General features: G+C 73.3%; 18 protein-coding genes. 16 read left to right on the plus strand and 2 right to left on the minus strand.

Translation table 11 applies throughout. The annotated features are described in order from the left end of the window. The first annotated feature begins 172 nt into the window (after positions 1-172). The 13 genes from DAA34_RS03540 to DAA34_RS03605 all read left to right on the plus strand — a co-directional run bounded on the left by DAA34_RS03540 (position 173) and on the right by DAA34_RS03605 (position 18364). Positions 173-1342, plus strand: coding sequence for a WXG100 family type VII secretion target (locus DAA34_RS03540; RefSeq protein WP_158707585.1), 1170 nt, complete (start codon positions 173-175; stop codon positions 1340-1342). 156 nt (positions 1343-1498) lie between these two features. Next, positions 1499-1987: a hypothetical protein gene (locus tag DAA34_RS03545; protein ID WP_106817640.1), complete on the plus strand. Its 489-nt coding sequence runs from the start codon at positions 1499-1501 to the stop codon at positions 1985-1987. Then, on the plus strand, positions 1984-2457 hold the full coding sequence (locus DAA34_RS03550) for a hypothetical protein (RefSeq protein WP_106817641.1): 474 nt from the start codon (positions 1984-1986) through the stop codon (positions 2455-2457). The genes DAA34_RS03545 and DAA34_RS03550 overlap by 4 nt, the downstream gene beginning before the upstream one ends. A 32-nt stretch (positions 2458-2489) precedes the next feature. Beyond that, positions 2490-3323, plus strand: a complete 834-nt coding sequence (locus tag DAA34_RS03555) for a PP2C family protein-serine/threonine phosphatase (RefSeq protein WP_106817642.1) — start codon at positions 2490-2492, stop codon at positions 3321-3323. Positions 3324-4903: 1580 nt separating this feature from the next. Next, positions 4904-5608: an FHA domain-containing protein gene (locus tag DAA34_RS03565; RefSeq protein WP_106817644.1), complete on the plus strand. Its 705-nt coding sequence runs from the start codon at positions 4904-4906 to the stop codon at positions 5606-5608. Beyond that, positions 5605-6936, plus strand: coding sequence for a hypothetical protein (locus DAA34_RS03570; protein WP_106817645.1), 1332 nt, complete (start codon positions 5605-5607; stop codon positions 6934-6936). The genes DAA34_RS03565 and DAA34_RS03570 overlap by 4 nt, the downstream gene beginning before the upstream one ends. Beyond that, positions 6933-7898: an AAA family ATPase gene (locus tag DAA34_RS03575; protein ID WP_106817646.1), complete on the plus strand. Its 966-nt coding sequence runs from the start codon at positions 6933-6935 to the stop codon at positions 7896-7898. The genes DAA34_RS03570 and DAA34_RS03575 overlap by 4 nt, the downstream gene beginning before the upstream one ends. A gap of 2 nt (positions 7899-7900) precedes the next feature. After that, complete coding sequence (locus DAA34_RS03580; protein ID WP_106817647.1) at positions 7901-9343, plus strand: DUF58 domain-containing protein; 1443 nt, start codon at positions 7901-7903, stop codon at positions 9341-9343. Further along, positions 9340-11847: a transglutaminase domain-containing protein gene (locus tag DAA34_RS03585; RefSeq protein ID WP_106817648.1), complete on the plus strand. Its 2508-nt coding sequence runs from the start codon at positions 9340-9342 to the stop codon at positions 11845-11847. Before DAA34_RS03580 ends, DAA34_RS03585 begins: the two co-directional genes overlap by 4 nt. Further along, positions 11844-16244, plus strand: coding sequence for an FtsK/SpoIIIE domain-containing protein (locus tag DAA34_RS03590; protein ID WP_106817649.1), 4401 nt, complete (start codon positions 11844-11846; stop codon positions 16242-16244). The genes DAA34_RS03585 and DAA34_RS03590 overlap by 4 nt, the downstream gene beginning before the upstream one ends. A 190-nt stretch (positions 16245-16434) precedes the next feature. After that, entirely contained in the window at positions 16435-16713 is a 279-nt protein-coding gene (locus DAA34_RS03595) for a WXG100 family type VII secretion target (protein WP_106817650.1), read from the plus strand. Positions 16714-16778: 65 nt separating this feature from the next. Further along, on the plus strand, positions 16779-17057 hold the full coding sequence (locus DAA34_RS03600) for a WXG100 family type VII secretion target (RefSeq protein ID WP_158707586.1): 279 nt from the start codon (positions 16779-16781) through the stop codon (positions 17055-17057). Between the two features lie 143 nt (positions 17058-17200). Further along, on the plus strand, positions 17201-18364 hold the full coding sequence (locus DAA34_RS03605) for a substrate-binding domain-containing protein (RefSeq protein WP_158707587.1): 1164 nt from the start codon (positions 17201-17203) through the stop codon (positions 18362-18364). Positions 18365-18377: 13 nt separating this feature from the next. On the opposite strand, the gene DAA34_RS03610 is transcribed toward DAA34_RS03605, so the two are convergent. Further along, a complete protein-coding gene (locus tag DAA34_RS03610; RefSeq protein ID WP_106817653.1) occupies positions 18378-19469 on the minus strand; it encodes an inositol-3-phosphate synthase in 1092 nt (363 codons plus the stop codon). A 200-nt stretch (positions 19470-19669) separates the two neighbouring features. Here DAA34_RS03610 and DAA34_RS03615 point away from each other — a divergent pair, with 200 nt between their 5' ends. Then, positions 19670-20230, plus strand: a complete 561-nt coding sequence (locus DAA34_RS03615; RefSeq protein WP_158707588.1) for a SigE family RNA polymerase sigma factor — start codon at positions 19670-19672, stop codon at positions 20228-20230. A 172-nt stretch (positions 20231-20402) separates the two neighbouring features. On the opposite strand, the gene DAA34_RS03620 is transcribed toward DAA34_RS03615, so the two are convergent. Continuing rightward, positions 20403-21008 carry a hypothetical protein gene (locus tag DAA34_RS03620; protein WP_158707589.1) on the minus strand — a complete coding sequence of 202 codons (606 nt, stop codon included), beginning with the start codon at positions 21006-21008 and terminating at the stop codon, positions 20403-20405. Here DAA34_RS03620 and DAA34_RS03625 point away from each other — a divergent pair. Then, the gene (locus DAA34_RS03625; RefSeq protein WP_158707590.1) at positions 20992-21288 is read left to right on the plus strand and encodes a hypothetical protein; all 297 of its coding nucleotides are present in this window, start codon (positions 20992-20994) and stop codon (positions 21286-21288) included. The two genes, DAA34_RS03620 and DAA34_RS03625, sit on opposite strands and share 17 nt — an antisense overlap. 100 nt (positions 21289-21388) lie before the next feature. Beyond that, positions 21389-23779, plus strand: a complete 2391-nt coding sequence (locus DAA34_RS03630) for a transglycosylase domain-containing protein (RefSeq protein ID WP_106817657.1) — start codon at positions 21389-21391, stop codon at positions 23777-23779. Position 23780: the final 1 nt, after the last annotated feature.

Below are 23780 nucleotides of genomic sequence, written 5' to 3' on the forward strand. Positions count from 1 at the left end.
GTCCCCTCCGCGTCGGTGTCGGTCTCGGCCCCGAGTCTGCCCTGCTCTAGGGGCACCGCCGAGGGGGAGTGCTCCCCATCGCCCGCGGCGGGGGACGGTCCTAGTGTCGTGCGCAACGACCGACGACTGACCCGCGCGTCAGCCGTGACGACGAACCGACAGGGGCATGACGATGGCACTCACCCATGGCATGGACGTGCAGCGGGTGCGCACGATCGCACCGAAGCTCGTGGCCGTCGCCGGGAAGTGCGGCGACGTCGCGAGCGACGGCACCGCGGCGGTCGAGGCGCTCGGCCAGGTGTGGCAGGGCTCGGACCGCGAGGCCTTCGCGGTCCGGTGGGGGCAGGCGGTGAAGAGTCTCCAGGCGGCCCAGGAGGGCCTGTCTCGCTTCGCCGAGGTCCTCCAGCGCAACGCCGAGGCGCAGGACCAGACGAGCCAGGGCGGCTCCGGCGGGCCCGGCGGCGGCGCGGGGTGGGGCAACGGCTCCGGCAACGGCAGCGGCTCCGGCGGCGGTTCGGGCTCTCAGCTGGACCCCAAGGAGCAGATCTGGGGCAAGTGGGAGCACAAGCGCAAGCCCAACCACCAGATCAAGGAGGAGGGCCACCGCTACCGCGACGGCCGGTACGGCAAGTGGTCCGAGACGCACAAGGACTCCGAGGCGTGGAAGCAGGCTCGCAAGGCCGGCAGCGCGCTCGAGACGGCCCCGATCTGGTCGCAGCTGGGCGAGCAGAAGGACGACGCCCGGGTCTTCGACCTCGCCCACGGCGGCGACGACAAGAACGGCTACCAGGTCGAGGCGCTCTCCGCGCGCTACGCGGCCAAGGGCGAGTACGGCATCAGCGGCGACAAGGGCGTCTTCGCGCAGGGCGAGTTCGTCGCCGGCGCCTATGCGGCCCGCGCGGCCGGACAGTTCCAGACGGCCGACGGCTGGGCCGGCAAGGGCCAGGCCTACGTCGGCGCCGAGGGCAAGGTCGACGGTGCGGCGAACATCGGCCCCGGGGGCGCGAACGTCAGGTACGGCATGGAGGGCTTCGCCGGCGGCAAGGTGGAGGGTGAGGTCCAGAAGGATTTCGGTGCGGCCACGGTCGGCGCCGGCGGCTCGCTGTCCTACGGCGTGGGAGCCCACATGAAGGTCGACGGCGGGTTCGGGTGGGACCGCATGGGCGGCTCCATCGACGTCGGCGCGACGCTCGGTCTCGGCTTCTCGGTCAAGGTCCAGGCCGAGATCGACCCGGTCGACACGATGAACTCCATCGGATCGGCCTTCGGCAACGACGACCTGGGCGAGGACGTCCGGCGCGGTGCCGAGGCGGTCGGGGACTTCCTCAACCCCTTCGACTGACGACTCCGCCGACCGACCTCGGGGCGCGCCTGCCCCCGCACGCTGCAACAATGACCGCGACCGCCCGACGACCGGCGCGGCCGACAGGATTCGACGGGGGCCGGATCGGTGCCCGCGGACCCGCGGCTCCGCTGGCGAACCCGTGAGGAGTCCCTCGTGCCCCAGGTGACCTACCCCAGCCGCGTCGTCCCCGGACCGCCTCCGCTCCGGATGGAGCTGCCGGACGGCTGGGAGCAGGTGTGGGTGCCCGAGACGCTCGTCGCGATCGTCGAGAAGGACACGGGCGCGGGGCACTTCCTGGCGAACGTCACCGTCCGCTTCTTCCAGCGGGTCGGCGCCTTCACGGGGCCGGACGCCGTCGACGAGCTGCGGGGCTGGCTCGCCGACAAGGAGGACCCGCAGTTCGAGGGCGACAAGGGGGTCGAGGTCGACGGGCGGATGTGGCACGGCGCGCACCTGGCCTTCCGCGACCCGAACGTCGGGACCATCGGGCAGGTCCACTTCTTCACGACCGCCGCGGAGAACGACGTCGTCGACGTCCTGCACTTCACCGGCTCCTGCGGCGGCGACCGGGCGCAGGAGGACATGCCGACCATCCGCCGGATCCTGGAGTCGATCCGGCTCGAGACCGGCGCCGGAGCATGACCCGCGTCGGCTACCCGAGCGATCTCTTCCCCGGGCCGCTCGGGGCGAGCCTGGACCTGCCCGACGGCTGGGCGCCGGTCCCCGTCGCGTCCGCGGCCATGGCGTGCCGCAAGCTCGACAGCGCCCACAGCTTCGCGCCGAACATCATCGTCCGCACGTCCTCGCGAGGGATCGACCACTCGCTGCGCACGGCGATCGCCGAGCTCGCCGCGTTCGTCGACACCCAGCCGCAGGGCGTCGTGGACCCGACCTTCGACGTCGAGCTCGGCGGGCAGGCGTGGGTCGGGGTGACCGTCTCCTGGGCCGATCCCGAGTTCGGTCGCATCGTCCAGACCCACCTGTTCGTCGCCGAGTCCCGTGGCGGTCGCGTCGACCTCCTCCAGGTCACCGGGTCGGTCGGGGGCAGCGCCGCGCGCGAGGAGTACGCGGAGATCAAGGCCGTGATGTCGACCGTCGAGGTGATCCGTTGACGACCACGGCGTCCGAGGGAGATGGTCCTCCCATGCGACTGAGCGTGGGGGCGGCGACGGACGTCGGCCGCGTGCGGGAGATCAACGAGGACAGCGCGCTCGCGCAGGGCGCCATCTTCCTCGTGGCCGACGGCATGGGCGGTCACGCCGCGGGCGAGGTCGCGAGCGGGATCGTCGTCGACACGATGCGCGAGCTCGCCGATCGTGAGGAGCTGCTCTCCGACGAGATCGTCGACCACCTCGCGCGGGCCAACGACGCGATCCACGAGGAGGTCGCCGCCGACCCGGCGAAGGCCGGGATGGGCACGACCGCCGCGGGCCTGGCCGTCGTCACGGTCGGCGGGACGGACCACTGGGCCGTCTTCAACGTCGGCGACTCTCGGGTCTACCGCTACCTCGACGGTGGGCTCACGTGCCTCACGGTCGACCACTCGGAGGTCCGTGAGCTCATGGATGCCGGCGTGATCACGGCGCAGGAAGCGCGGACCCACCCCATGCGCAACGTCGTCACCCGCTCGCTCGGCACCGCGGGGCGTCCGCAGGTCGACGTCTGGGTCTTCCCGCCGTTCGCGACGGAGCGTTTCGTCATCTGCTCCGACGGCCTGTCGAACGAGCTCGAGGACGACGAGATCGCCGAGGTCCTCGCGGAGCACCCCGGGGCGCAGGCCGCGGCCGAGGCGCTCGTGCGGGCCGCGGTCGAGGCCGGCGGCCGGGACAACGTCACGGTGGTCGTCGTCGACCTCGAGGGCGTGAACGACGACCCGGACGCCGACACGGTCCCCCGGAGCGCGGTCGGTTCGGGCGAGGACGAGCACGAGGGGTCGGGGACCGACTGGTCGACCCCGACGGAAGAGGTTCGAGGATGACCGCCACCCTGCCGCAGCTGCCCGACCTCCCCGGCTGGAGCCCCATCGAGGCCGCCGGTGTCCTCGGGCTGCTGCACGCCGACGACGCGGTGCGCGACGCCGCCGTCGCCGCCGCCGACGGGATCGAGGACGCCGACGAGGTGCTCGACGCGATCCTCGACGAGCTGAGCGCGTCCGGCGTGCGGCGGATGCCGGACGTCGCGCTCGTCACCGACGGCGGGCGGGTCGTCGTCCGGGGGGAGGGCCGGGTGGTCCTCGAGCGGGACGGGCAGGAGCACGTGGTCGAGCCGGGCGGTCGTGGCCCGTGGACCGACGAGGACCTCGGAGCGGGGATGCGGCTCGTCGCCGTCAACGGTGTGCCCCTGGCGGGGTCCACCGGCCCGGTCGAGATCGCCGGCTGGCCGGAGCCGTCGGTGTTCACCGCCGGGCTGCCCACCGCGCCCGACGACGTCGCCGCGACGTCGACGCCCCAGGACCCGGGCGCGCAGGAGCTCGCCCCCGCACAGGAGGGCGCACCCCAGGACCCGGGCGCGCAGGAGGCACCCCAGGAGCAGGGCGCCCCCCAGGAGCAGGCGGAGCCGGTCGGCGAGGACGTCCCGCCCCCGCCGCCCGCGCAGGTGCCGCTCGACGGCTCCNGGGTGCTGCGGCGCCTGCGCCCCGTCACCCCCCAGCACCTCCAGCAGCCGCCAGCGGCACCCACCGCCGGGGCGCAGGCGCCGCAGCACCCCGGCGCGCACCGGCGTCCGGCCCCGACCTCGGGGCAGGACGACCCGGCGATGGCACCGGCCCGGCGCCGGCCGGTCCAGCCCCTCGTCGCCGGTGCCTCGGTCGCCGCGACGGCCGCGGAGGAGCCGACGGTCGCCCGCGCCACGGGTGGTCGGACGATCCAGCCGGCCGCCCCGGCGACGATCGCCCGGGATGTCACCGGTGGCCGACGACCGGTCGCCCCGCAGGACCCGGCGGTCGTGCGGGCGGTCGGCCGGGCGGTCGGCCGGGCGGACGAGAGGACCGGTCCGCCGCGACCGGCCTCGCTCGTCGTCAGCGCTGAGGTCGGCGAGAGCGACGCGGAGGACAGCACGGTGCGGGTGGACCGGCGCCGGCTCGAGGCGACGGCCTCGTCGACGCAGCAGCGCTCCGGCATCGAGGTGCCGGTCGTCCCGGCCGTCATCGCGACGATCGTCGGACTCCTGGTCCTCGCCGGGCTCGGCTGGGTCGTCACCCGGGACCCCGGCGGGCCCGAGGCCGTCGCGACGGAGACGGACGTCCAGCCCGCTCAGGGCCTGACGAAACCCTCCCTCGAGGCCGTCGCGGTCGACGGCGGCGTGAAGTTCGTGTGGACGTACCCCAACCCCCGATCCGACGACGTCATCCTCTTCCGCAGCGGGCGCAGCTGCGACGACCTCGGCGTCGCCTACGAGAACGAGGTCACGGGCAGCTCCCTCACCCAGGGGGTGATGCCCACCCGCCGGTCGTGCGCGCAGGTGGCCGTCCGGCGAGGGGACGTGACGTCGACGTACTCCGAACCGGCGCAGGAGAACGCCCGGTGAGGCCGAGATGAGCGACAGGGGGAAGGGGATCGCATGACGGCAGTGGTCGAGTTCTGCGGGGAACGTTTCGAGGCGCGCGAGGACGCGCCGCTGACGATCGGGCGGGAGGCCGACGTCGAGATCGACGACAACCCGTTCCTCCACCGGATCTTCCTCCAGGTCGTCCACGAGGGCGGGCTGTGGTGGCTGGCGAACGTCGGGTCGACGCTCACGGCGACGGTCGCGGACCCCAAGGGCCTCTTCCAGGCCCACCTCGCCCCCGGGGCCCGGGTGCCGCTCGCCCTCGACCGCCTCACCGTGTGGTTCACGGCAGGCCCGACGACGTACGACCTCGAGATCAGCGTCGACGCCCCGGCCTTCACCGCGAGCGACACCGAGTCCGTCGCCCCCGACTCCGGGGAGATGACGGTCGGGCGCGTGTCCCTCACCCCCGACCAGAAGCTGCTCATCGTCGCGCTGTGCGAGGACTTCCTGCGGCGCAGCACCGCCGGGCAGGGCCAGATCCCGTCCTCGGCCGTCGCCGCGGAGCGCCTGGGGTGGACGGTGACGAAGTTCAACCGCAAGCTCGACAACGTCTGCCAGAAGCTCGCCGACAACGGCACCCGCGGCCTGCACGGCGGGCCCGGAAAGCTCGCGAGCAACCGCAAGGCCAAGCTCGTCGAGCACGCTCTCGCGACGCGGATCGTCACCGAGGCCGACCTCGCCCTCCTCGACGACGCCCCGGCCCCCCGTCCATGAGCGGGTCCGATCAGGAGGACACCTTCGCCCCGGCCAAGCGCCTCCTGCGCCGGGTGACGAGCGTGATCACCGTCGTCGCGCTCGCGCTCGTCGGGTGGTTCGCGGTCCGCTCGGCCGGCACCCCCGTCCACGACGCCGCGCTCGGCTCGGGCGCCGTGTGGGTCAGCTCCGACGAGCACGGCTGGGCGCGCGTCGACACCGCCTCCTACCGGATGAACAAGGTCGTCCCGCTCGGGGACGTGACGCAGGTCGTGGGCACCGTCGACGTCGCGCAGGACGGCTCGGCCGCCATCGCCTGGGCCGGGTCCCGCGCGCCGGCGATCATCCTCGACGCCCGCACGGGCAACGCGGTCCCGACGGACGTCGTCGTGCCGGCCCCCGCGGACAAGACCGGTGAGCCCCTGTCGTTCAAGCCCGCGCCGCTCGTCCTGCGCGCCGGCTCGATCGCCCTCGTCGACCCGCGCACCGGCGACCTCCGCATCACCCGGTACGACGAGCGGGTCGGTCCGCAGAAGGACGATCTCGCGCCGCTGCTGGCCCGGTCGGCACCCGTCCAGCGGATCGGCGGCACCGCCGCGGTGACCGTCGGCACCGACGGGGTCGTCCACGCCGTCTCGGGGGACACCGGCAAGGTCGTCTCGTACGCGCCGTCCGGGGACCGCTTCGTCCCGGCGGGCGAGGTGACGCTGCCGATCACCGCCAGGGCCGTCGACATCACCGCGCTCGGCCCGCGATGGGTCGTCCTCGACGCCTCGGGCGCGCGGCTGTTCGCCCAGGGCAACCCCGAGCCGTTCGACGCCGGCATCGACAAGGCCGACCGCAGCGTCCTGCTCGCCGCCCTCCAGGAGCCCGGCCCCGCGGCACCGCGCGTCGGCATCCTCGGCCGTGGTGAGGCGCGGCTGTCGGAGGTCGCCGAGCCGGACGACGACGAGGACAACGGCGGCGTCGTCCTGCCGGTCGAGAACAGCGGGTCGGGCCTGGCGAAGTCGACCCTGACCCGCCCGGTCGTCCAGGGTCGCTGCCTGCGCGCGGCCTGGCTGCTGGGGAAGGTCTACTACGGGGTCAACTGCGGCGACCAGGCGCAGATCCCCGCGGTGACGCTCGACCCGAAGGGCAACACCGGCGGTTCCCGGCCCTCCGGCGTGCGCTTCCGGCTCAACCGCAGCAGGATCGTCCTCGACCTCGTCACGACGGGCGAGGTGTGGAGCATCGAGGGCGATCCCGTGGCGATCACCGACTGGACCCGCGCCGCCGAGAGGCAGCGCGCGGTCGCCCCCCCAGCGACCCGCACCTCCAGCCCCACCCGAACAGGAAGGACCGCGTCATGACGGTCTCCCAGGACCAGGCCAACTGGTTCAGCCAGGCCTTCGACCAGATGACCGGCAACATCGCGCGTGTCGTCGTCGGCAAGCACCACGTCGTCCGGCTCGTCCTCACCGCGATGCTCGCCGAGGGCCACGTGCTCCTCGAGGACGTCCCCGGGACGGGCAAGACCCAGCTGGCCCGGGCGCTCGCGGCGACGGTGAGCGGGACCCACAACCGGATCCAGTTCACCCCGGACCTCCTCCCCAGCGACATCACGGGCGTGTCGGTGTTCGACCCGCAGAAGCGGGCGTTCGAGTTCCACGCCGGCCCGGTGTTCAGCACGATCGTCGTCGCCGACGAGATCAACCGTGCCTCGCCCAAGACGCAGGCCGCGCTGCTCGAGGTCATGGAGGAGGGGCGCGTCACGCTCGACGGGAAGACCCACGAGCTGGGGCGGCCGTTCATGGTCATCGCGACGCAGAACCCGGTCGAGCAGGCCGGGACGTACGCCCTGCCCGAGGCCCAGCTCGACCGCTTCCTCCTGCGGACCGCCCTCGGCTACCCCGACCACGAGGCGATGGTGCAGATCCTCGCCGAGTCGGGCACGCGCGACCGGTCGGCCGGGCTGCGCCCCGTCATCACGAGCACGGTCGTCGCGGAGATGGCGCGCCTGGCCGACGGCGTCCACGTCGACCCGGCGATCCTCGCGTGGGTCTCGCGCCTGTCGGAGGAGTCGCGCCGCAACGTCAACGTCCGGCTCGGCATCTCCGTGCGCGGCTGCCTCGCCCTCGTCCGCTGCGCCCGCACGTGGGCGCTGTCCCAGGGCCGCAACCACGTCGTGCCCGACGACATCAAGGCGCTCGCGCAGCCCGTGCTCGGGCATCGCGTCCTCCTCACCGCGGAGGCCGAGTTCGCGGGGACGACGGTCGAGCGGGTCGTCGACCAGATCTTCGCCGAGGTCGCGCCGCCCGCGGAGCGCCGCTGACCATGGCCCTCTTCCGCCGCAACGCGCAGGCGCCCTCGCCGACGGACCGGACCGCCCCGGGCCGCCGCGGGCGCGCTGCGGTGCCCGAGGACCGCGGCCGCTCGAAGGAGTCGGCCCGCCTCGAGCACATGGCGGAGATGGCGCGCAACCCGCGCGCGAAGCGACCGCGCCGGACGGTGACGATCCCGACCGTCCCCGAGGAGGTGCTCGCCCGGCAGCGCACCCGGGCGCGCGGGGCCCTCGACCGCTCCCTCACGTGGCAGCGCGCGTTCCTCGCCGCCACCGGCCCGTTCGGCCGGCTGCTGACGTGGGTCTCCCCGCTCGGCTGGACCCTGCTGGCACTGGGTCTGCTCGTGTGGGTCGTCGGGGCGTGGATGAGCTGGGTCGAGCTCGTGGCGATGGGGATCACCTTCGTCGTCCTCGTCGTGCTCGCGGTCCTCGTCGCCCTCGGCCGGACCTCGATCGCCGTGCGCACCGAGGTCGACCGGCTGCGCGTCACGGCGGGCGAGCCGGTCGCCGGGCGGGTCGTCGTCACCAACCGCTCGTCCCGCCGGCTGCTGCCGATCCTCCTCCGGCTGCCCGTCGACGAGGAGATCGAGGAGGTCGGCCTGCCGAGCATCCCCGGCCGGGGCGAGGCGGTCGAGGAGTTCGACCTGCCGACCCACCGACGGGGCGTCGTGCGGATCGGTCGGGTGACGACGCTCCAGGGCGACCCGCTCGGTCTGCTGCGCCGCACCCAGCGGTGGACCGAGCCGGTCGAGGTCGTCGTCCACCCCGTGACCGTCGGGCTCGAGCCGGGTCACCACGGCATCGTCCGCGACCTCGAGGGGCAGGAGACCCCCGACGTCTCGGCGAGCGACCTGGCGTTCCACACGCTGCGCGACTACACGCCCGGCGACGAGCGGCGGCACATCCACTGGCGGTCGAGCGCGAAGCACGACCGCCTCCTCGTCCGACAGTTCAACGACACCCGCCGCAGCCACGTCGCGGTCCTGCTCGACACCGATCCCGCAGCCTTCGCCGACCGCGACGCGCTCGAGGCCGCCGTCTCCACCGCGGCGTCGATCGCGGTGCGTGCCGTCCGGGACGGGCAGGAGGCGACCGTCGTCGGTGGGGGCCAGCTCGCGACCCGGACGACCGCCCCCGTCATCCTCGACGCGCTCGCCCGTCTCGAGATCGGCACCGGCGACGTCTACGGCTCGGCCGAGCGGGCCCGTGCCCTGGCCGGCGACGCGAGCACCGCCGTCCTCGTCACGGGCCCCCGCCGGCCGTTCATCGAGGCGCAGCGGGCGCTCGGCCGGTTCGGGACGGAGGTCGCACGGATCGTCATCGTCCTCGACCCGGAGGCTCGGACGACGATGCGCCGGGCCGGGCCCCTCACCGTCCTCACCGTGCCCTCGCTCGAGGCCCTGCGCGGCGCCCTCGTCCGGACGGTCGCGGCATGAGCCCCCGGCGCGAGGTCGGCCGCGGGGTGGCGCCCCAGCGCGCGACCGCGGTCCAGGGGTCCGGGCTCGAGACGGTGCTGCCCGCGCCGGTCCAGGCTCCCCGGCCGCAGATGGTGCGCGACGAGACGTCGATGAAGGAGCGGGCCGTCGGCTTCCGCGACCGCATCAAGGTCCGGACGCACGACCGCACCGACGGCCTCTTCACGATCCTCGTCATGACGATCTGCCTCGCGGGCCTGGGGACCGGGCTGTTCGGCTGGCGGTGGATCGTCGCCGCGCTCGCCGGGACGATCGTCGGGCTCCTCCTGGCCCACCTCACCGCCGCGCTGCGACTGCCGCTGGCGGCCGTCGCCCTCCTCGCCCTCGTCCTGTACACGCTGCTCGGCGGCCCGCTCGCGATCCGCGAGGGGCTGGCCCTGCACGTCTTCCCCAAGCCCGCGACGCTGAAGATGCTCCTGGTCGGGCTCGTGGGGGTGTGGAAGGACTGGCTGACGATGCTCCCGCCGGTCGACGCGCGGGGCCGGATGCTCGTCGTCCCGTGGTTCCTCGGGCTTGTCGGGACCCTCGTCGTCCACGGCACGGCCCGTCGCGTCGCCCGACCCGTCGCGGCGCTCCTGCCCGGCGTCGGGCTGCTCGTCGTCGTCCTCTGGCTCGGCACCCTCACCCCGGCCGCGGCGCTCGCGCAGGGGGCCGTGCTCGCAGCCCTCCTCGCGGCGTGGGCCTCCATCCGCGCCGGTCGCGGGCGGGCGGCGCTGCTGGACGGAGCGGGCGCGGCGAGCCGGGTCGCGACGGCGCTCGTGATGCTCCTGCTCGCCGCGACCGCCGGCTGGCTGGCCGCCCCCCGCACGCTCGCGCCGGGGGCGCAGCGCGAGGTCGCGCGCTCGCACGTCGTGCCGCCCTACGACGTCATCCGCTACCCCTCGCCGCTGTCGGGCCTAGAGCGCTACTCGATGATGGACGCCTCGCGCCGACCGACGGACGGCTCCCTCGCGGGGACCGAGCTCTTCGGCATCACCGGGGTCCCGGCCGACCATCCCGTCCGCCTGGCCACCCTCGACACCTGGGACGGCGTCGCCTGGGGCGCCGCGGACCGCACCGCGGGCGGCTCGCTCGACCCGAACGCGTCGTTCCAGCAGGTCGGCACCCGCATCGGCGGGGCCCCCGTCATCTCGCCCGCGAAGGTCCAGGTGGCTGTCGCCGCCGATGCCCCGGCGAGCGTGTGGGTGCCGACGACCGGCACCGTCCGTGGCGTGCGCTTCCTCGGCGGTCGGCAGGACCAGCTGCGCGCCAGGGCCTGGTTGAGCAACGACACCGGCACCCTCGTCGTGCCCGCGGGGCTCCAGCCCGGCGACGTCTACGAGCTCGACGTCACCGGGTCGCCGACCCCGCGCACCGACCTCACGGGCACCCTCGACGTCGCCAGCGGCAGCGTGCCGATCGACGCCTCGGCGAGCGTCGTCGACGAGCGGGTCCTGGCGTGGGCGGGCACCGAGGGCACCGCATGGCAGCGGCTGGGCAAGGTCGCCGCGGGGATGAAGCGCGACGGGGCGTGGACCGATGCCGTCGGCGCCCACGACGCGGGCCGGATCCGGCGGTTCCTCGCCACGAAGCAGCTGCGCGGCTCCGACGAGCAGTACGCGACGACCTTCGCGCTCGCCGCGAACCGGCTGGGGATCCCGGCCCGGGTCGTCGTCGGGGCGCTGCCGGGCTCGGGCAAGGACCTGCACATGCGGACGGAGGGCGGGCGCCAGCGGGGCTCGGCCCCCGGTGGTCAGGTGACCGTCCGCGGCGCCGACGTGCGCGCCTGGGTCGAGGTCCGGGTGGTCGACGGGTCGTGGGTGCCGATCCTGCCGCAGGCGTTCCCCCCGCCGCGCTCGCAGCGCCCCGGCGGGCCGGCGGAGGCGTGGCAGGCGAAGGGGTCCGACGCCCGCCTGGAGCAGCAGCGGCAGGCCCCGCCACCGCCCGCCGCGGTCGCCCCCGTCCGCTGGGACGACCCGTCGACGTGGCCGCCCGCGGTGCGCCTCGTCGCGCTGCTGATCGCGCTGCCCCTGCTCGTGACGCTCCTGTGGCTGCTCGTCGTGCCCGCCGCCCGCCTGCTGCGACGTCTCGTCGTCGGGCGCACCGGCCCCTCGCGGGCACGCGCCGCCCGCGCGTGGCGGCTGCTCGTCATCGAGGCACGCGCGCTCGGCATCGACGTCCCCCCCAACGGCACGCGGCCCGAGCAGGCGGCGGCGACCGGGGTTCCCGGGGCGGTCGACCTCGCCCGCGCGGTCGACGACCAGGTGTTCGGCACGCAGGAGGCGCCCCCGGCGCACGTCGCGGCGCTCGCCGGCCGGGTGCGCCAGCTCACCGGCCAGGTGCGGGGGACCGCACCCCTCGGGCGACGCCTGCGCGGTGACCTCGATCCGACCCCGCTGCTCGCCCCCACCTGGGGATCGACCACCCGGCGCCGACGCCGTCCCAGCACCTCCGTTCCCCCGACGAAGAAGGCGACCACCTCGTGAAGCTCACGTTCACCCTGCGGGGCCAGGACGGCAAGGACACCGACCTCGCCGCGACGGTCGACGGCCGGACGACGGTCGGCCAGCTGGCCGAGTACCTCGTCCTCACCGACCCGCACCGGCCGAAGGACGCGCCGCCACCGCAGTCGGACCTGGGCACGTACACCCTGGCGCTCGTCGAGGAGGACCACCGCGCCGTCGATCCGGACACGCTCCTGGGTGAGTCGGGGCTGCGCTCCGGCGTCCACCTCTCGCTCACGCGCCGCACGCAGGGGTACGCCGACCGGGCGAAGGTCGTCGCGACGATCATCGTCGTCGACGGCCCGGACGAGGGCAGGGAGTACGACCTGCGGCCGGGCACGACGATCATCGGCCGCGGGGCCGAGTGCGACCTCCAGCTCGCCGACGCCTCGGCCTCCCGTCGGCACGCGAAGATCGTCGTCACCGACATCATCGAGGTGACCGACCTGGGCTCCTCGAACGGCATCGTCGTCAGCGACGAGGCCGTCGACAACGCGATCCTGCGCGACGGGGACACCTTCCGGGTCGGCGAGACGACGTTCAAGGTCCGTGCCGGGTCGATGGCGGCGGGCGTCACCCGCGTCGACGGCGGCACGGTCGCCTTCTCCCGCTCGCCGAGGATCAACCTCATCTACCCGGGCCGGGAGTTCGCCGTGCCCGAGCTGCCCGAGCGGGGCAAGCGCCAGCCGATCCCGTTCGCCATGATGATGATGCCGATGTTCATGGGCATCACGATGTTCGCGGTGACGCGCTCGCCCTACTCGCTCATCTTCGTCTTCATGATGCCGATGATGCTGCTGGCCTCGAACTTCGAGTCCCGCCGCCGGGTGCGGCTGGAGTACGCCGAGGCGATGCGTGACTTCCGCGAGGACCTCGGCTTCCTCGTCGAGGACATCGAGGAGGAGCTCGACCGCGAGCACGACGTCCGACGCGCGGAGCTGCCGAGCGTCGAGGAGTTCCTCCGCGCGCTCGACCGGCACACGCCCCTGCTGTGGACGCGTCGGCCGAACGAGCCGGGCTTCATGGAGTGGCGCCTGGGTCTGGGCACGATGCCCTCGCGCTCGACGATCGCCCTCCCGCAGCTGGGCCGCTCCCGCGCCGAGGCGTGGCTCGAGCTGTCCCGCTCCATGCAGGGTCTGGGCGTCGTGGCCGACGTCCCGGTGCCGGCGACCCCCCTGCAGCACGGGGCCGTCGGGGTCGCCGGCGGCCGCGCGGAGGCCCTGGCGATGGCGCGCTCGCTCGTCATCCAGACGGCGGTCGGCCACTCGCCCGCCGAGGTCATGGTCTGCGCGTTCGCCTCGACCCGCACCGCGCTCGACTGGGACTGGCTCAAGTGGCTGCCCCACACGAGCAGCCAGCACTCCCCGATCGAGGTGCACCACACCGCCAGCAGCGCCCCCGGCTGCTCGAGCCTCATGGAGCAGCTCGAGGACCGGGCGCGGGGGATGTCGGCGAAGAAGGCCGACCAGATGGGCGGCGAGCCGACGATCCTCGTCGTCGTCGAGAACGACGCGCCCATCGAGCGCGCCCGGCTGGTGCAGCTCGCGGAGACGACCGCCCGCACCCGGATCGTCGTGCTGTGGATCGCGCCGGTGACCGAGCAGCTCCCCGCGGCCTGCCGGACCTTCATGCACGTCGGCCCCGACGGCACGGCCCGCGTCGGCTGGGTCGGGGACAGCGTCGTCGTCGGGCAGGTCAAGGCCGACCTCCTCTCGCACCAGGACGCCGTCCGCGCCGCGCGCGGCCTGGCCCCGCTCGTCGACTCCAGCGCCGTCAACGTCGACGACTCCGACATCCCTCGGTCGGTCTCGCTCCTCACGCTCACCGGTCCCGAGCTCGCGCAGAGCGAGACGGCCGTCATCGAGCGCTGGGGCGAGAACCGCTCGATCCTCACCGGGCCGTACGCCCCTAAGGACCCGATCCGCAAGAAGGCGAGCCTGCGTGCCGTCATCGGCCAGTCGGCCGCGGGGACGTACTCGGTCGACCTGCGCACCGACGGCCCGCACGCCCTCGTCGGTGGCACGACCGGCGCCGGCAAGTCCGAGCTCCTCCAGGCGTGGATCCTCGGCATGGCCGTGGCCCACTCCCCGCAGCGGATCACCTTCCTGCTCGTGGACTACAAGGGTGGTTCGGCGTTCCGCGACTGCGTCAACCTGCCGCACACCGTCGGCATGGTCACCGACCTCAACACCCACCTCGTCCGCCGAGCGCTCGCGTCGCTGTCGGCCGAGCTGCGCTACCGAGAGCACCTGCTGGCGCGGTTCAAGGCGAAGGACCTCGTCGAGCTCGAGAAGCGCGGCGAGGTCGAGGCGCCGCCGAGCCTCATCATCATCGTCGACGAGTTCGCGGCGCTCGTGCAGGAGGTCCCGGACTTCGTCGACGGTGTCGTCAACATCGCCCAGCGTGGCCGATCGCTCGGCATCCACCTCATCCTCGCGACGCAGCGACCGGCCGGTGTCATCAAGGGCAACCTGCGCGCCAACACCAACCTCCGCATGGCGCTGCGCATGGCCGACGAGGACGACTCCAGCGACGTCCTCGGCACGAAGGACGCCGCCTACTTCGACCCGGCGATCCCCGGTCGCGCGATGGCCAAGTCCGGCCCGGGCCGGCTCGTGCCCTTCCAGACCGGGTACGCCGGTGGGTGGACGTCGGACGAGCCGCCGCCGCCGGACCTCATCGTCGAGACCCTCTCGTTCGGTGCCTCGCAGAAGTGGGAGCTGCCCCCCGAGCTCATCCCCAAGGCCAAGGACGAGACCGAGCTCGGGCCGAACGACATCCAGCGGGTCGTCACGTGCATCAACGCCGCGCGCGAGACGGCGCAGATGGAGCTGCCGCGCAAGCCGTGGCTGCCGGAGATGGAGGAGTGCTACGACCTCGCCCGGCTGCCCACGCAGCGGCGCGACGACGAGCTCGTCTTCGGCGTCTCGGACGACCCGGACGAGCAGGCCCAGCCGACGATCTCGTTCCGGCCCGACCAGGAGGGCAACCTCGCCGTCTTCGGCGCCTCCGGCTCGGGCAAGAGCGCGTTCCTGCGGACGATCGCCCTGTGCGCCGGCTTCACCGTCCGCGGTGGTCCCTGCCAGGTGTACGGCCTCGACTTCGGCAACCGCGGTCTGGCGATGCTCGAGGACCTGCCCTACGTCGGCTCGATCATCCCCGGCGTCGACGAGGAGCGCGTCAAGCGGCTCATCACGATGATCCGGGAGACGATCGACGAGCGCGCCGTGCGCTACTCGAAGGTCAACGCCTCGACGATCACCGCGTACCGGCAGCTCACGGGCAACACCGACGAGCCGCGCATCTTCGTCCTGCTCGACGGCCTCACGGCGTTCCGCACCGCCTACGAGCAGTCCGGCGCCCTCATGAAGTGGCTGGACAAGTTCATCGGGCTGCTGTCCGACGGCCGGCCCGTCGGCGTGCACTTCATCCTCTCGGTGGACACCCGCAACGGCCTGCCGGTCTCGATGGGCAGCTCGGTGCAGTCGCGGCTCGTGCTGCGCATGGCCACGGAGGACGACTACGCCTACCTCGGCGTCCCGCGGGACGTCCTCACCGCCGACAGCGCGCCCGGCCGCGGCCTCTTCAAGGGGCGCGAGGTCCAGGTCGCCGTCCTCGGCGGCACGCAGGACGCCTCGGAGCAGTCCCGCGCGGTCCAGGCCTTCGCCGCCGCCGGGCGCCGCTCCGGCGTCCCGCAGGCCAAGGAGATCGCGAGCCTGCCCGAGAAGGTCGGCCTCCCGCAGCTGCCGATCGAGGAGGGCGGGCGGCCCGTCGTCGCGATCGAGTCGGAGAGCCTCCAGCCGTGGGGCTTCGACCCGGCCGGATCGTTCATCGTCTGCGGGCCGCCCGGGTCCGGCCGGACGACGGCGGTGCGCTCGCTGCTGGCGTCCCTGCGCCGGTGGAAGTCGGACACGTCCTTCTACCTCGTCACCCCGCGGCGCAACTCCGAGCTGCTCTCGCTGCCGTACTGGACGAGGACGGCCGTCAAGGACGACGCGATCAAGGAGCTGTGCACCGAGCTCGACGGCCTGGTCGAGGCCGAGCACCAAGGGCTCGTCGTCCTCGTCCTCGAGAAGCTCGACGACCTCAACGCACCGCCGAACCAGGCACCGCTGTCGGCGACCGTCAAGCGTCTGGCGGACAACGACCACTTCGTCATCGCCGAGGGCGATCCCGCGGCCTTCGGCTCGAACATCGGCATCACGGGACCGATCAAGGCCAGCCGCAGCGGCATCTGCCTGCAGCCGGACGGCATGGAGGCGATGACGATCTTCAAGGGCAACTTCCCCACGATCCCGAAGGGGATCCTGCCCGAGGGGCGCGGGGTGCTCGTCCGCCGGGGCAAGGGCGCTCTCATGCAGGTCGCGATGCCCGACTGAGGCGTCCGGATCCGTTGTCCCGCAACGGGTTCGACGACACAACTGAACATCGTCAGGGGGTGGGGAGTCCTCCCCATTCACAACCGGGCGGGCCGTCCGTACTGTTCAGATCAGTCGGACGGGACACCGCACCAGCGGGAAACGGCCCGGCCGCACAGGGAACACACCAACACAACGGAGGGAAAGCACCATGGGTGGATTCATCGGCATGAACATCGAGGTCGTCCGCGGCCTGTTCCAGAAGTGGATGGAGCTCGTCCAGAAGCTCGCCGACATCATCACCGAGGGGACGGCGCAGACGCAGGAGGCCAACGACGCCTGGAACGGTAAGGACTCCGAGCAGTGGCTCGACGAGTGGACGAACACCCACCTGCCGGCCCTGAAGCAGATCCAGGAGGCCATGCAGGCCCTCGGTGACGCGCTCAACGCCAACATCGACCAGCAGCAGCAGACGTCCGACAGCCTCTGATCCGGCTGACGTCACCTCACACAGACACCGCACAGCACACACACGAGCACTGAGGAGAAGACATCATGGGTGGAAACCTGACCGAGGGTATGGACACCGGCCGCGTCAAGGACGTTGCGGGTCGCCTCAAGCAGACCGCTGCGAAGATCGGCGAGGTCAACAGCGAGGGCGCGTCGACGACCGGCGAGCTCGCCTCGAACTGGCTGGGCCAGGACATGCAGTCGTGGAGCGACAGCTGGAACGACGTCTCCAAGACGCTCCAGCAGGCGCAGACGGCCATGGAGCAGTTCGCGCAGAAGGCCGAGTCGAACGCCGAGCTGCAGGAGCAGACCTCGCAGGGCTGAGCCCCGCGGGAGCTTCGGCTCCACCGCCGAAGGCGGGTGTCCCCCAGGGGGCGCCCGCCTTCGGGCGTCCCGGGACAGCCGTCCGGCGGGTCGGCCCGGCCCCCGGCGCGCGCCCAGCCGGGGGCGTTAGCCTCGATCGACCGGTGACCAGCGGACGAGGGGGGCAGGGAGTGCGGCGAGGGAGTGCGGGCAGCGCCCACGCGGCGCTGCGCCGGGCCGTGGGGATGGCGGCGTGCCTGCCGTTCGTCGCGGCCGCGGCCGTCGGCTGCCAGTCCGGCGGGTCGAGCGGCCCCGACAGCTCCTCGACCACCACGCCCGCCACCGACGACCTCGAGGGGTCGATCACCGTCGCGGGCACCGCGGCGCAGGTCGGGCACTACGAGGCGTGGCACGCCGAGTTCGAGGCCCGCCCCCCCGCCGCCCGGGTCGCCTTCGAGCCGGTCTCGCGGGACGAGGCGATCCGACGCTTCGCCGACGGGCGGGCCGAGATCGTCGCCACCGATCGTCCGCTCACCGCGCGGGAGCGGCGCCGGGCGGCGACGGCGTGCGCCACGGGCGGGCTCGTCGAGGTGCCCGTGACCGTCCAGCCCGTCCACCTCATCACGAGCGTGCCGACGCGCCGTCGGGTCGCCCTCTCGCCGGAGACCGTCGCCGCCATCGCCTCGGGGCGGACGACCCGCTGGGACGCCGCCCAGGTGCGGGCCGACAACCCCGGCACCCGGATGCCGGCGACGCCGATCGTCGCCACGTACCGCAGCGACCCCAACCCGCTGTCGGCGTCGATGAGCGAGCTGCTGCGCCGCGCCGACCCGGTCGGGTGGCCGTACTCGGCCGGCGCGGGGTGGCCGGTCGGGGTCGGCCGGGGAGCCAAGGGGAACGTCGGCGTCCGGCAGTCCGTCTTCCGCTACCCCGGTTCCCTCGGCTGGGTGAGCGACCGGGGCTCGGCGCACGTCGACCGCGTCGACCTGCGGATCGACGGCCGAGCCGTCCCACCGTCCGCCGCCGCGTCGCTGCGCTCGCTCGCCGTCACCCGCTCGGGCGGGCTCGTCACCGCGCGCCCACGGGTCGGCCACCCGCCCGCCGGGTCCTACCCCTTCGTCGTCGTCGGGCACCAGGCGACGTGCGCGGCCCCCGAGGCGCCGGGCACGGCGACGGTGGCGCGGGCGTGGCTGGGGTACGTCCTCACCTCCGCCGGGCAGCGGGCCGTGGTCCGGGAGACCGGGAGCGTGGCCCTGCCGTCACGGGTGCGGACGCCGGCGCGGGCGGCCGTGGGCACGATCCGGGAGCCGGTGACGCCGACCCGCTGACCGAGCCCGGGCGTCAGCGGGGCTCGTCGCCGCGGATGAACGCCTCGAGGCGGGCGCGACCCTCGTCGTCCGGGCGCTGCTGCGGCGGGGACTTCATGAGGTAGGCCGAGGCCGACAGGACGGGCCCGCCGATGCCGCGGTCCTTGGCGATCTTCGCCGCGCGGATCGCGTCGATGATGATGCCGGCGCTGTTCGGGGAGTCCCACACCTCGAGCTTGTACTCGAGGTTGAGCGGGGCGTCGCCGAACGCGCGGCCCTCGAGCCGGACGTAGGCCCACTTGCGGTCGTCGAGCCACGCGACGTAGTCCGACGGTCCGATGTGGACGTTGCGGTCGTGGACCTTGCCCGACAGCGGGCCCTCGAGGTTGCTCGTGACGGCCTGGGTCTTGCTCACCTTCTTCGACTCCAGGCGCTCGCGCTCGAGCATGTTCTTGAAGTCCATGTTGCCGCCGACGTTGAGCTGGTAGGTCCGGTCGAGGACGACGCCACGGTCCTCGAACAGCTTGGCCATGACGCGGTGGGTGATCGTCGCGCCGACCTGGGACTTGATGTCGTCGCCGACGATCGGGACGCCCGCGGCCTCGAACTTCGCCGCCCACTCCGGGTCGCTCGCGATGAACACGGGCAGGGCGTTGACGAAGGCGACGCCGGCGTCGATCGCACACTGCGCGTAGAACTTGTCCGCCTCATCCGAGCCGACCGGCAGGTAGGAGACGAGCACGTCGACCTGCGCGTCCTTGAGCGCCGCGACCACGTCGACGGGCTCGGCGGCCGACTCGTCGATCGTCTCGCGGTAGTACTTCCCGAGGCCGTCGAGCGTCGGGCCCCGCAGGACCTCGACGCCGGTCGTCGGGACGTCGCAGATCTTCATCGTGTTGTTCTCGGAGGCGGTGATCGCCTCGGCGAGGTCCTTGCCGACCTTCTTGTCGTCGACGTCGAACGCCGCGACGAACTGGACGTCCTTGACGTGGTACTCGCCGAACGTCACGTGCATGAGCCCGGGGACCGTGGAGGTCGGGTCCGCGTCCTTGTAGTACTCGACACCCTGGACCAGGGAGCTGGCGCAGTTGCCGACACCGACGATGGCGACGCGGACGGGGTTCATGGATGTTCTCCTGCGGATCGGGACGACGGATCGGCCCCTGCGGGCCTCCGGGATGTAACGCCCCATTGTGCCGCCCCATTCCGGGCGGGCCGCCGCTCGTCGACCGCCCGCCGTCGGCACCCTCCGCTAGCGTGTCGGGCGTGCCCGCCGATCCTCCACCCGGTGCAGCGGACGGGCAGTCCTGCAGCGTCGATGAGGACGTGACCGCTGCGACGCTCGAGGCCCCCGGGGTGCTCACCCTCCCCGTCGGGGGCCGGGTCGCCGTCCCCGCTCGTCCCGCCACGGTCGAGGAGCTCATCGCCGAGCACGGCGAGGCACTCATGCGGTTCGCCTACGTCGTCACGGGCTCCCACACCGACGCCGAGGACCTGTTCCAGGACACCTTCACCGACGTCCACCGCAAGTGGGACCGGGTCGCGCGCTCGGACCACCCGTACGCCTACGTCCGCACGATGATGCTCAACCGGTTCACCTCGTCACGACGACGCCGGTGGCACGGCGAGCAGCCCACGGACCCGAGCGAGCACGTCATGGCGGCGCAGGTGGTCGAGGACGGCACCGGTCGGATCGACAGCGACGACGCCCTGTGGCGCCTGCTCGCGACGCTCCCGACCCGGATGCGCACGGTCCTCGTCCTGCGCTACTTCGAGGACATGGACGACGCCGCGATCGCGCAGACGCTGGGCCTGGCGGTGAGCTCGGTCCGGTCGACGGCCAGCCGCGCACTCGCCGTCCTGCGGGAGCGGGAGGGGGCGCGATGACCGAGGACATCGAGGCCCGCCTGCGCCGCACGCTGAACGCCCGGGCCGGCCGCGTCGAGTTCGACGCCGCGCGGTGGACCGCGACGATCACGGGCGCGGCTGCCGGTGCCGCCGCCTCGGGTGCTGCCACGGAGACCGCAGCCGCTCTGACGGGGACCACGGCCCCCGGTCGTCACGCATCGGGCGGTGGCATCGGGGCCGCACCCGGTCCGGTCGTCGCGGCGGGCATCGGCGCGGTCGCCCTGGCTGCCGTGGCCGTGGGCGGCGCCGTCGTCATGACCCGCGGCGGTGCGGCCCCGACCCCCACCGTCTCGCCGGCGGCGTCCGACGGCCCGTCGGACCCGGGTCCGTCCGCCGGCCCGGGCGCCGGCGCGTCCTCGTCGGACTCGGCGTCGTCCTCGGGACCGGCGGCCTCGTCGACGTCCCGCTCGTCGTCGTCCTCGACCTCGCCCGAGGTGTCGCGGACCACCGACCCCGCGATCGTCCCGGGTCTGCCCGCCGTCCCGCCCCTGGCCGGCGGTCCCACCTCGACGACCCCGCCGGAGCAGCCCCCGGCAGCCGGCTCCTCGACGAGCACGCCCTCCACGACGAGCACGAGTTCCCCCAGGAGCACGACGTCGACGACGAGCACGCCCACCGTGACGTCGACGACCCCGACCACCACGACGACGACGAGCACGCCCACCGTGACCTCGACGGGCCCGACCGCGACCCCCACGTCCCCGACCACCTCGACGACGAGCGCACCCTCGCCCACCGTCGTGCTGACGGCGATCAAGGGCGCCCGACAGACCTACACCGGCAGCAGGACGGGCACGTGCAGGACCGGCGAGTCGTGCCCGGAGCTCGTCGTCGTCGCGACGGGTCTGCCGGCCGGACCGGCCGAGATCCACGTCTCCGTGCGGATCGAGGGGCGCACCGTCAACGGCAAGGTCACCATCACCTCGACGGGACCGGAGACCGCGGAGCACCCCACGGGGATCCTCGTCTCCGAGCGCGCCGAGTCGCTCACGGTCTCCGTCCCCGGACACGGCACCTCGGGCGTCCTTCCCTGGTAGGCCTCCCGGGCGACGTACGGGGACGTCCCAGCGGCCGCGGGCATACTGGGGCGCTGGGCCGTGCCCCGCGGTCCGTGATCGACCCCTGGAAGTGACGCTGATGACCGACCGCCGACCTGCGCAGCCCGTGGCCCGCAGTCGCGCCGAGCTGCGCGCCATGCGCGAGCGCGCGCGCCGTTCCCGCACGAGCGGCCGTCGGGGCCGCTGGGCCCGGCGGGCCCTGCTCGGCGTCTTCGCCCTCGTCCTCGTTACGATCGGCGGCGTCGCCGTCGCGTACACGCTGACGGACATCCCCGCGCCGAACGACGCGGCCCTCTCGCAGACCTCGGTCCTCTACTACAGCGACGGCAAGACCGAGCTCGACCGCATCTCGACGGTCAACCGCGAGTCCGTGCCCCTGTCGAAGGTGCCGAAGAAGGTCCAGCAGTCCTTCCTCGCCGCGGAGGACCGCGACTTCTACGAGAACGACGGGGTCTCGCCCAAGGGCATCGGCCGGGCGGTCTGGGTCGGCCTGCAGGGCGGGGAGCAGCAGGGCGGGTCGACGATCACCCAGCAGTACGTGAAGAACTACTTCCTCTCGCAGGACCGGACCCTCTCCCGGAAGGCCCGAGAGATCCTCATCTCGATCAAGATCGACGACGAGATGTCGAAGGATCAGATCCTCGAGGACTACCTCAACACGATCTACTTCGGCCGCGGCGCCGACGGGATCCAGACGGCCTCGCAGGCGTACTTCGGCAAGGACGTCTCGAAGCTCACGCCGGCCGAGGGGGCGCTCCTGGCCTCCGTCATCCGGGCGCCGTCCCTCTACGACCCCAGCCTCGGCCCGACGCAGCGCAAGAACGCCACGGAGCGCGTCGACTACGTCCTCGACGGCATGGTCGAGAAGGGCTGGATGACCGAGGCCGAGCGGGACCGGACGAGATTCCCCGCGGTGAAGCAGCCCAAGGTCAAGCGCGGCCGGTCCGACGACCTCGGGTTCATCACCCAGGCGGTCCGGTCGGAGCTGTCGACGACGCTCAAGCTGTCGGACAAGGAGATCGACCGCGGCGGCCTGAAGATCGTCACGACGATCGACAAGCCCGCCCAGGACGCGGCGCGGCAGGCGATCAAGGGCGAGATGCCCGCCGGCGCGAAGGACCTGCACGTGGGGCTCGTGGCGATCCAGCCCGGCGACGGTGCGGTCCGCGCGATGTACGGCGGGCCGAAGTTCGGCTCCGGCAAGGGCGCCCGCTTCGCGAGCACGACGACGCACGACACGATGCAGGCGGGCTCGACGTTCAAGGTGTTCACGCTCCTGGGCGCGCTGGACGAGCGCAAGCCGCTGTGGACGAGCTATCCGGGCTACAGCCCGGCCTACCTGCCCCAGTTCAAGAGCAAGGCCAACCCGACCGGAGCGGTGACGAACTTCGGTGGGCACCAGTACGGGCAGCTCAACCTCACCGAGGCGACCGCGCAGTCGTGCAACACGTGCTACGCGCGCCTCAACCTCGACGTCGGGCCGAAGAAGACCGCACAGATGGCCAAGGAGTCCGGCGTGCGCGGGTGGAACGGGACGAAGGAGGCCCCGCTGAGCACGGTCGGGACGAACACCTTCGGCACGGACTCGGTCAAGGTCATCGACATGGCGAACGCCTACGCGACGATCGGGGCCGAGGGGCGCCGCTCGGACCCGTACTTCATCGCCTCGGTCGACGGCGGCGAGAGCTTCGACTACCACTACGAGGCCAAGCCGAACGTCCGCCGCGCCTACGACGACGCCGTCGCCCGCGACGCGATCCAGGCGATGAACGCGGTGACGACGCGGGGCACGGCGGCGAAGATCGCGGTCTCGGGGCTCGACCGGCCCGTCGCCGGCAAGACCGGGACGACCTCGGACAACTACGCGGCGTGGTTCGCCGGGTTCACCCCGAACCAGCTCGCGACCGCCGTCGGGATCTATCGCGGCAACGGCCAGATGGTCGACGCGAAGGGTCGCCCGATCCTGAAGAACCAGATGAACAACATTCCCGGCGTCGGGGAGGTGACGGGTGGCTCGGTCCCGGTCGACATCTGGACGGCGTTCATGACGAAGGCCCTCGAGGGCCGCGACGTCGCGCAGCTGCCCGAGCCGGGCAACATCCAGCCCGTCCAGGAGTCCACGTCGGTCGCGCCGACCAGCCAGGCCCCGGCCCCTGCACCCGCACCGGCGCCGACCCAGGCCCCGGCGCCCGCGCCGACGCAGGCCCCGGCGCCCGCGCCGACGACGGAGGCTCCGCAGCCGACGTCGACCTCGACGTCCACGTCGTCCTCGAGCACGACGCCCCCGAGCCCGACGTCGACGACCCAGCCGACGAACCCCGCCGGGAAGCCGAAGGGCAAGCCGAGCCCGACGTCGTCGACGAACGCACCGACGACCTCGACCACGGCGACGCCGCAGGTCGGGGCGAGGCAACCCGAGGCCGCGTCGCTCGCCCGGGGCCTGCTCGGCGTCCTGCGCTGGGCCGCCTGAG

This window comes from Janibacter massiliensis, assembly GCF_900289115.1.
GTDB lineage: Bacteria > Actinomycetota > Actinomycetes > Actinomycetales > Dermatophilaceae > Janibacter_A > Janibacter_A massiliensis.

Bases quoted from the DNA above. Each gene is read 5' to 3' on its own strand.
- DAA34_RS03540 (WP_158707585.1), top strand. From the start codon at position 173: ATGGCACTCACCCATGGCATGGACGTGCAGCGGGTGCGCACGATCGCA.
- DAA34_RS03550 (WP_106817641.1), top strand. From the start codon at position 1,984: ATGACCCGCGTCGGCTACCCGAGCGATCTCTTCCCCGGGCCGCTCGGG.
- DAA34_RS03555 (WP_106817642.1), top strand. From the start codon at position 2,490: ATGCGACTGAGCGTGGGGGCGGCGACGGACGTCGGCCGCGTGCGGGAG.
- DAA34_RS03565 (WP_106817644.1), top strand. From the start codon at position 4,904: ATGACGGCAGTGGTCGAGTTCTGCGGGGAACGTTTCGAGGCGCGCGAG.
- DAA34_RS03570 (WP_106817645.1), top strand. From the start codon at position 5,605: ATGAGCGGGTCCGATCAGGAGGACACCTTCGCCCCGGCCAAGCGCCTC.
- DAA34_RS03575 (WP_106817646.1), top strand. From the start codon at position 6,933: ATGACGGTCTCCCAGGACCAGGCCAACTGGTTCAGCCAGGCCTTCGAC.
- DAA34_RS03580 (WP_106817647.1), top strand. From the start codon at position 7,901: ATGGCCCTCTTCCGCCGCAACGCGCAGGCGCCCTCGCCGACGGACCGG.
- DAA34_RS03585 (WP_106817648.1), top strand. From the start codon at position 9,340: ATGAGCCCCCGGCGCGAGGTCGGCCGCGGGGTGGCGCCCCAGCGCGCG.
- DAA34_RS03595 (WP_106817650.1), top strand. From the start codon at position 16,435: ATGGGTGGATTCATCGGCATGAACATCGAGGTCGTCCGCGGCCTGTTC.
- DAA34_RS03600 (WP_158707586.1), top strand. From the start codon at position 16,779: ATGGGTGGAAACCTGACCGAGGGTATGGACACCGGCCGCGTCAAGGAC.
- DAA34_RS03610 (WP_106817653.1), bottom strand. From the start codon at position 19,469: ATGAACCCCGTCCGCGTCGCCATCGTCGGTGTCGGCAACTGCGCCAGC.
- DAA34_RS03630 (WP_106817657.1), top strand. From the start codon at position 21,389: ATGACCGACCGCCGACCTGCGCAGCCCGTGGCCCGCAGTCGCGCCGAG.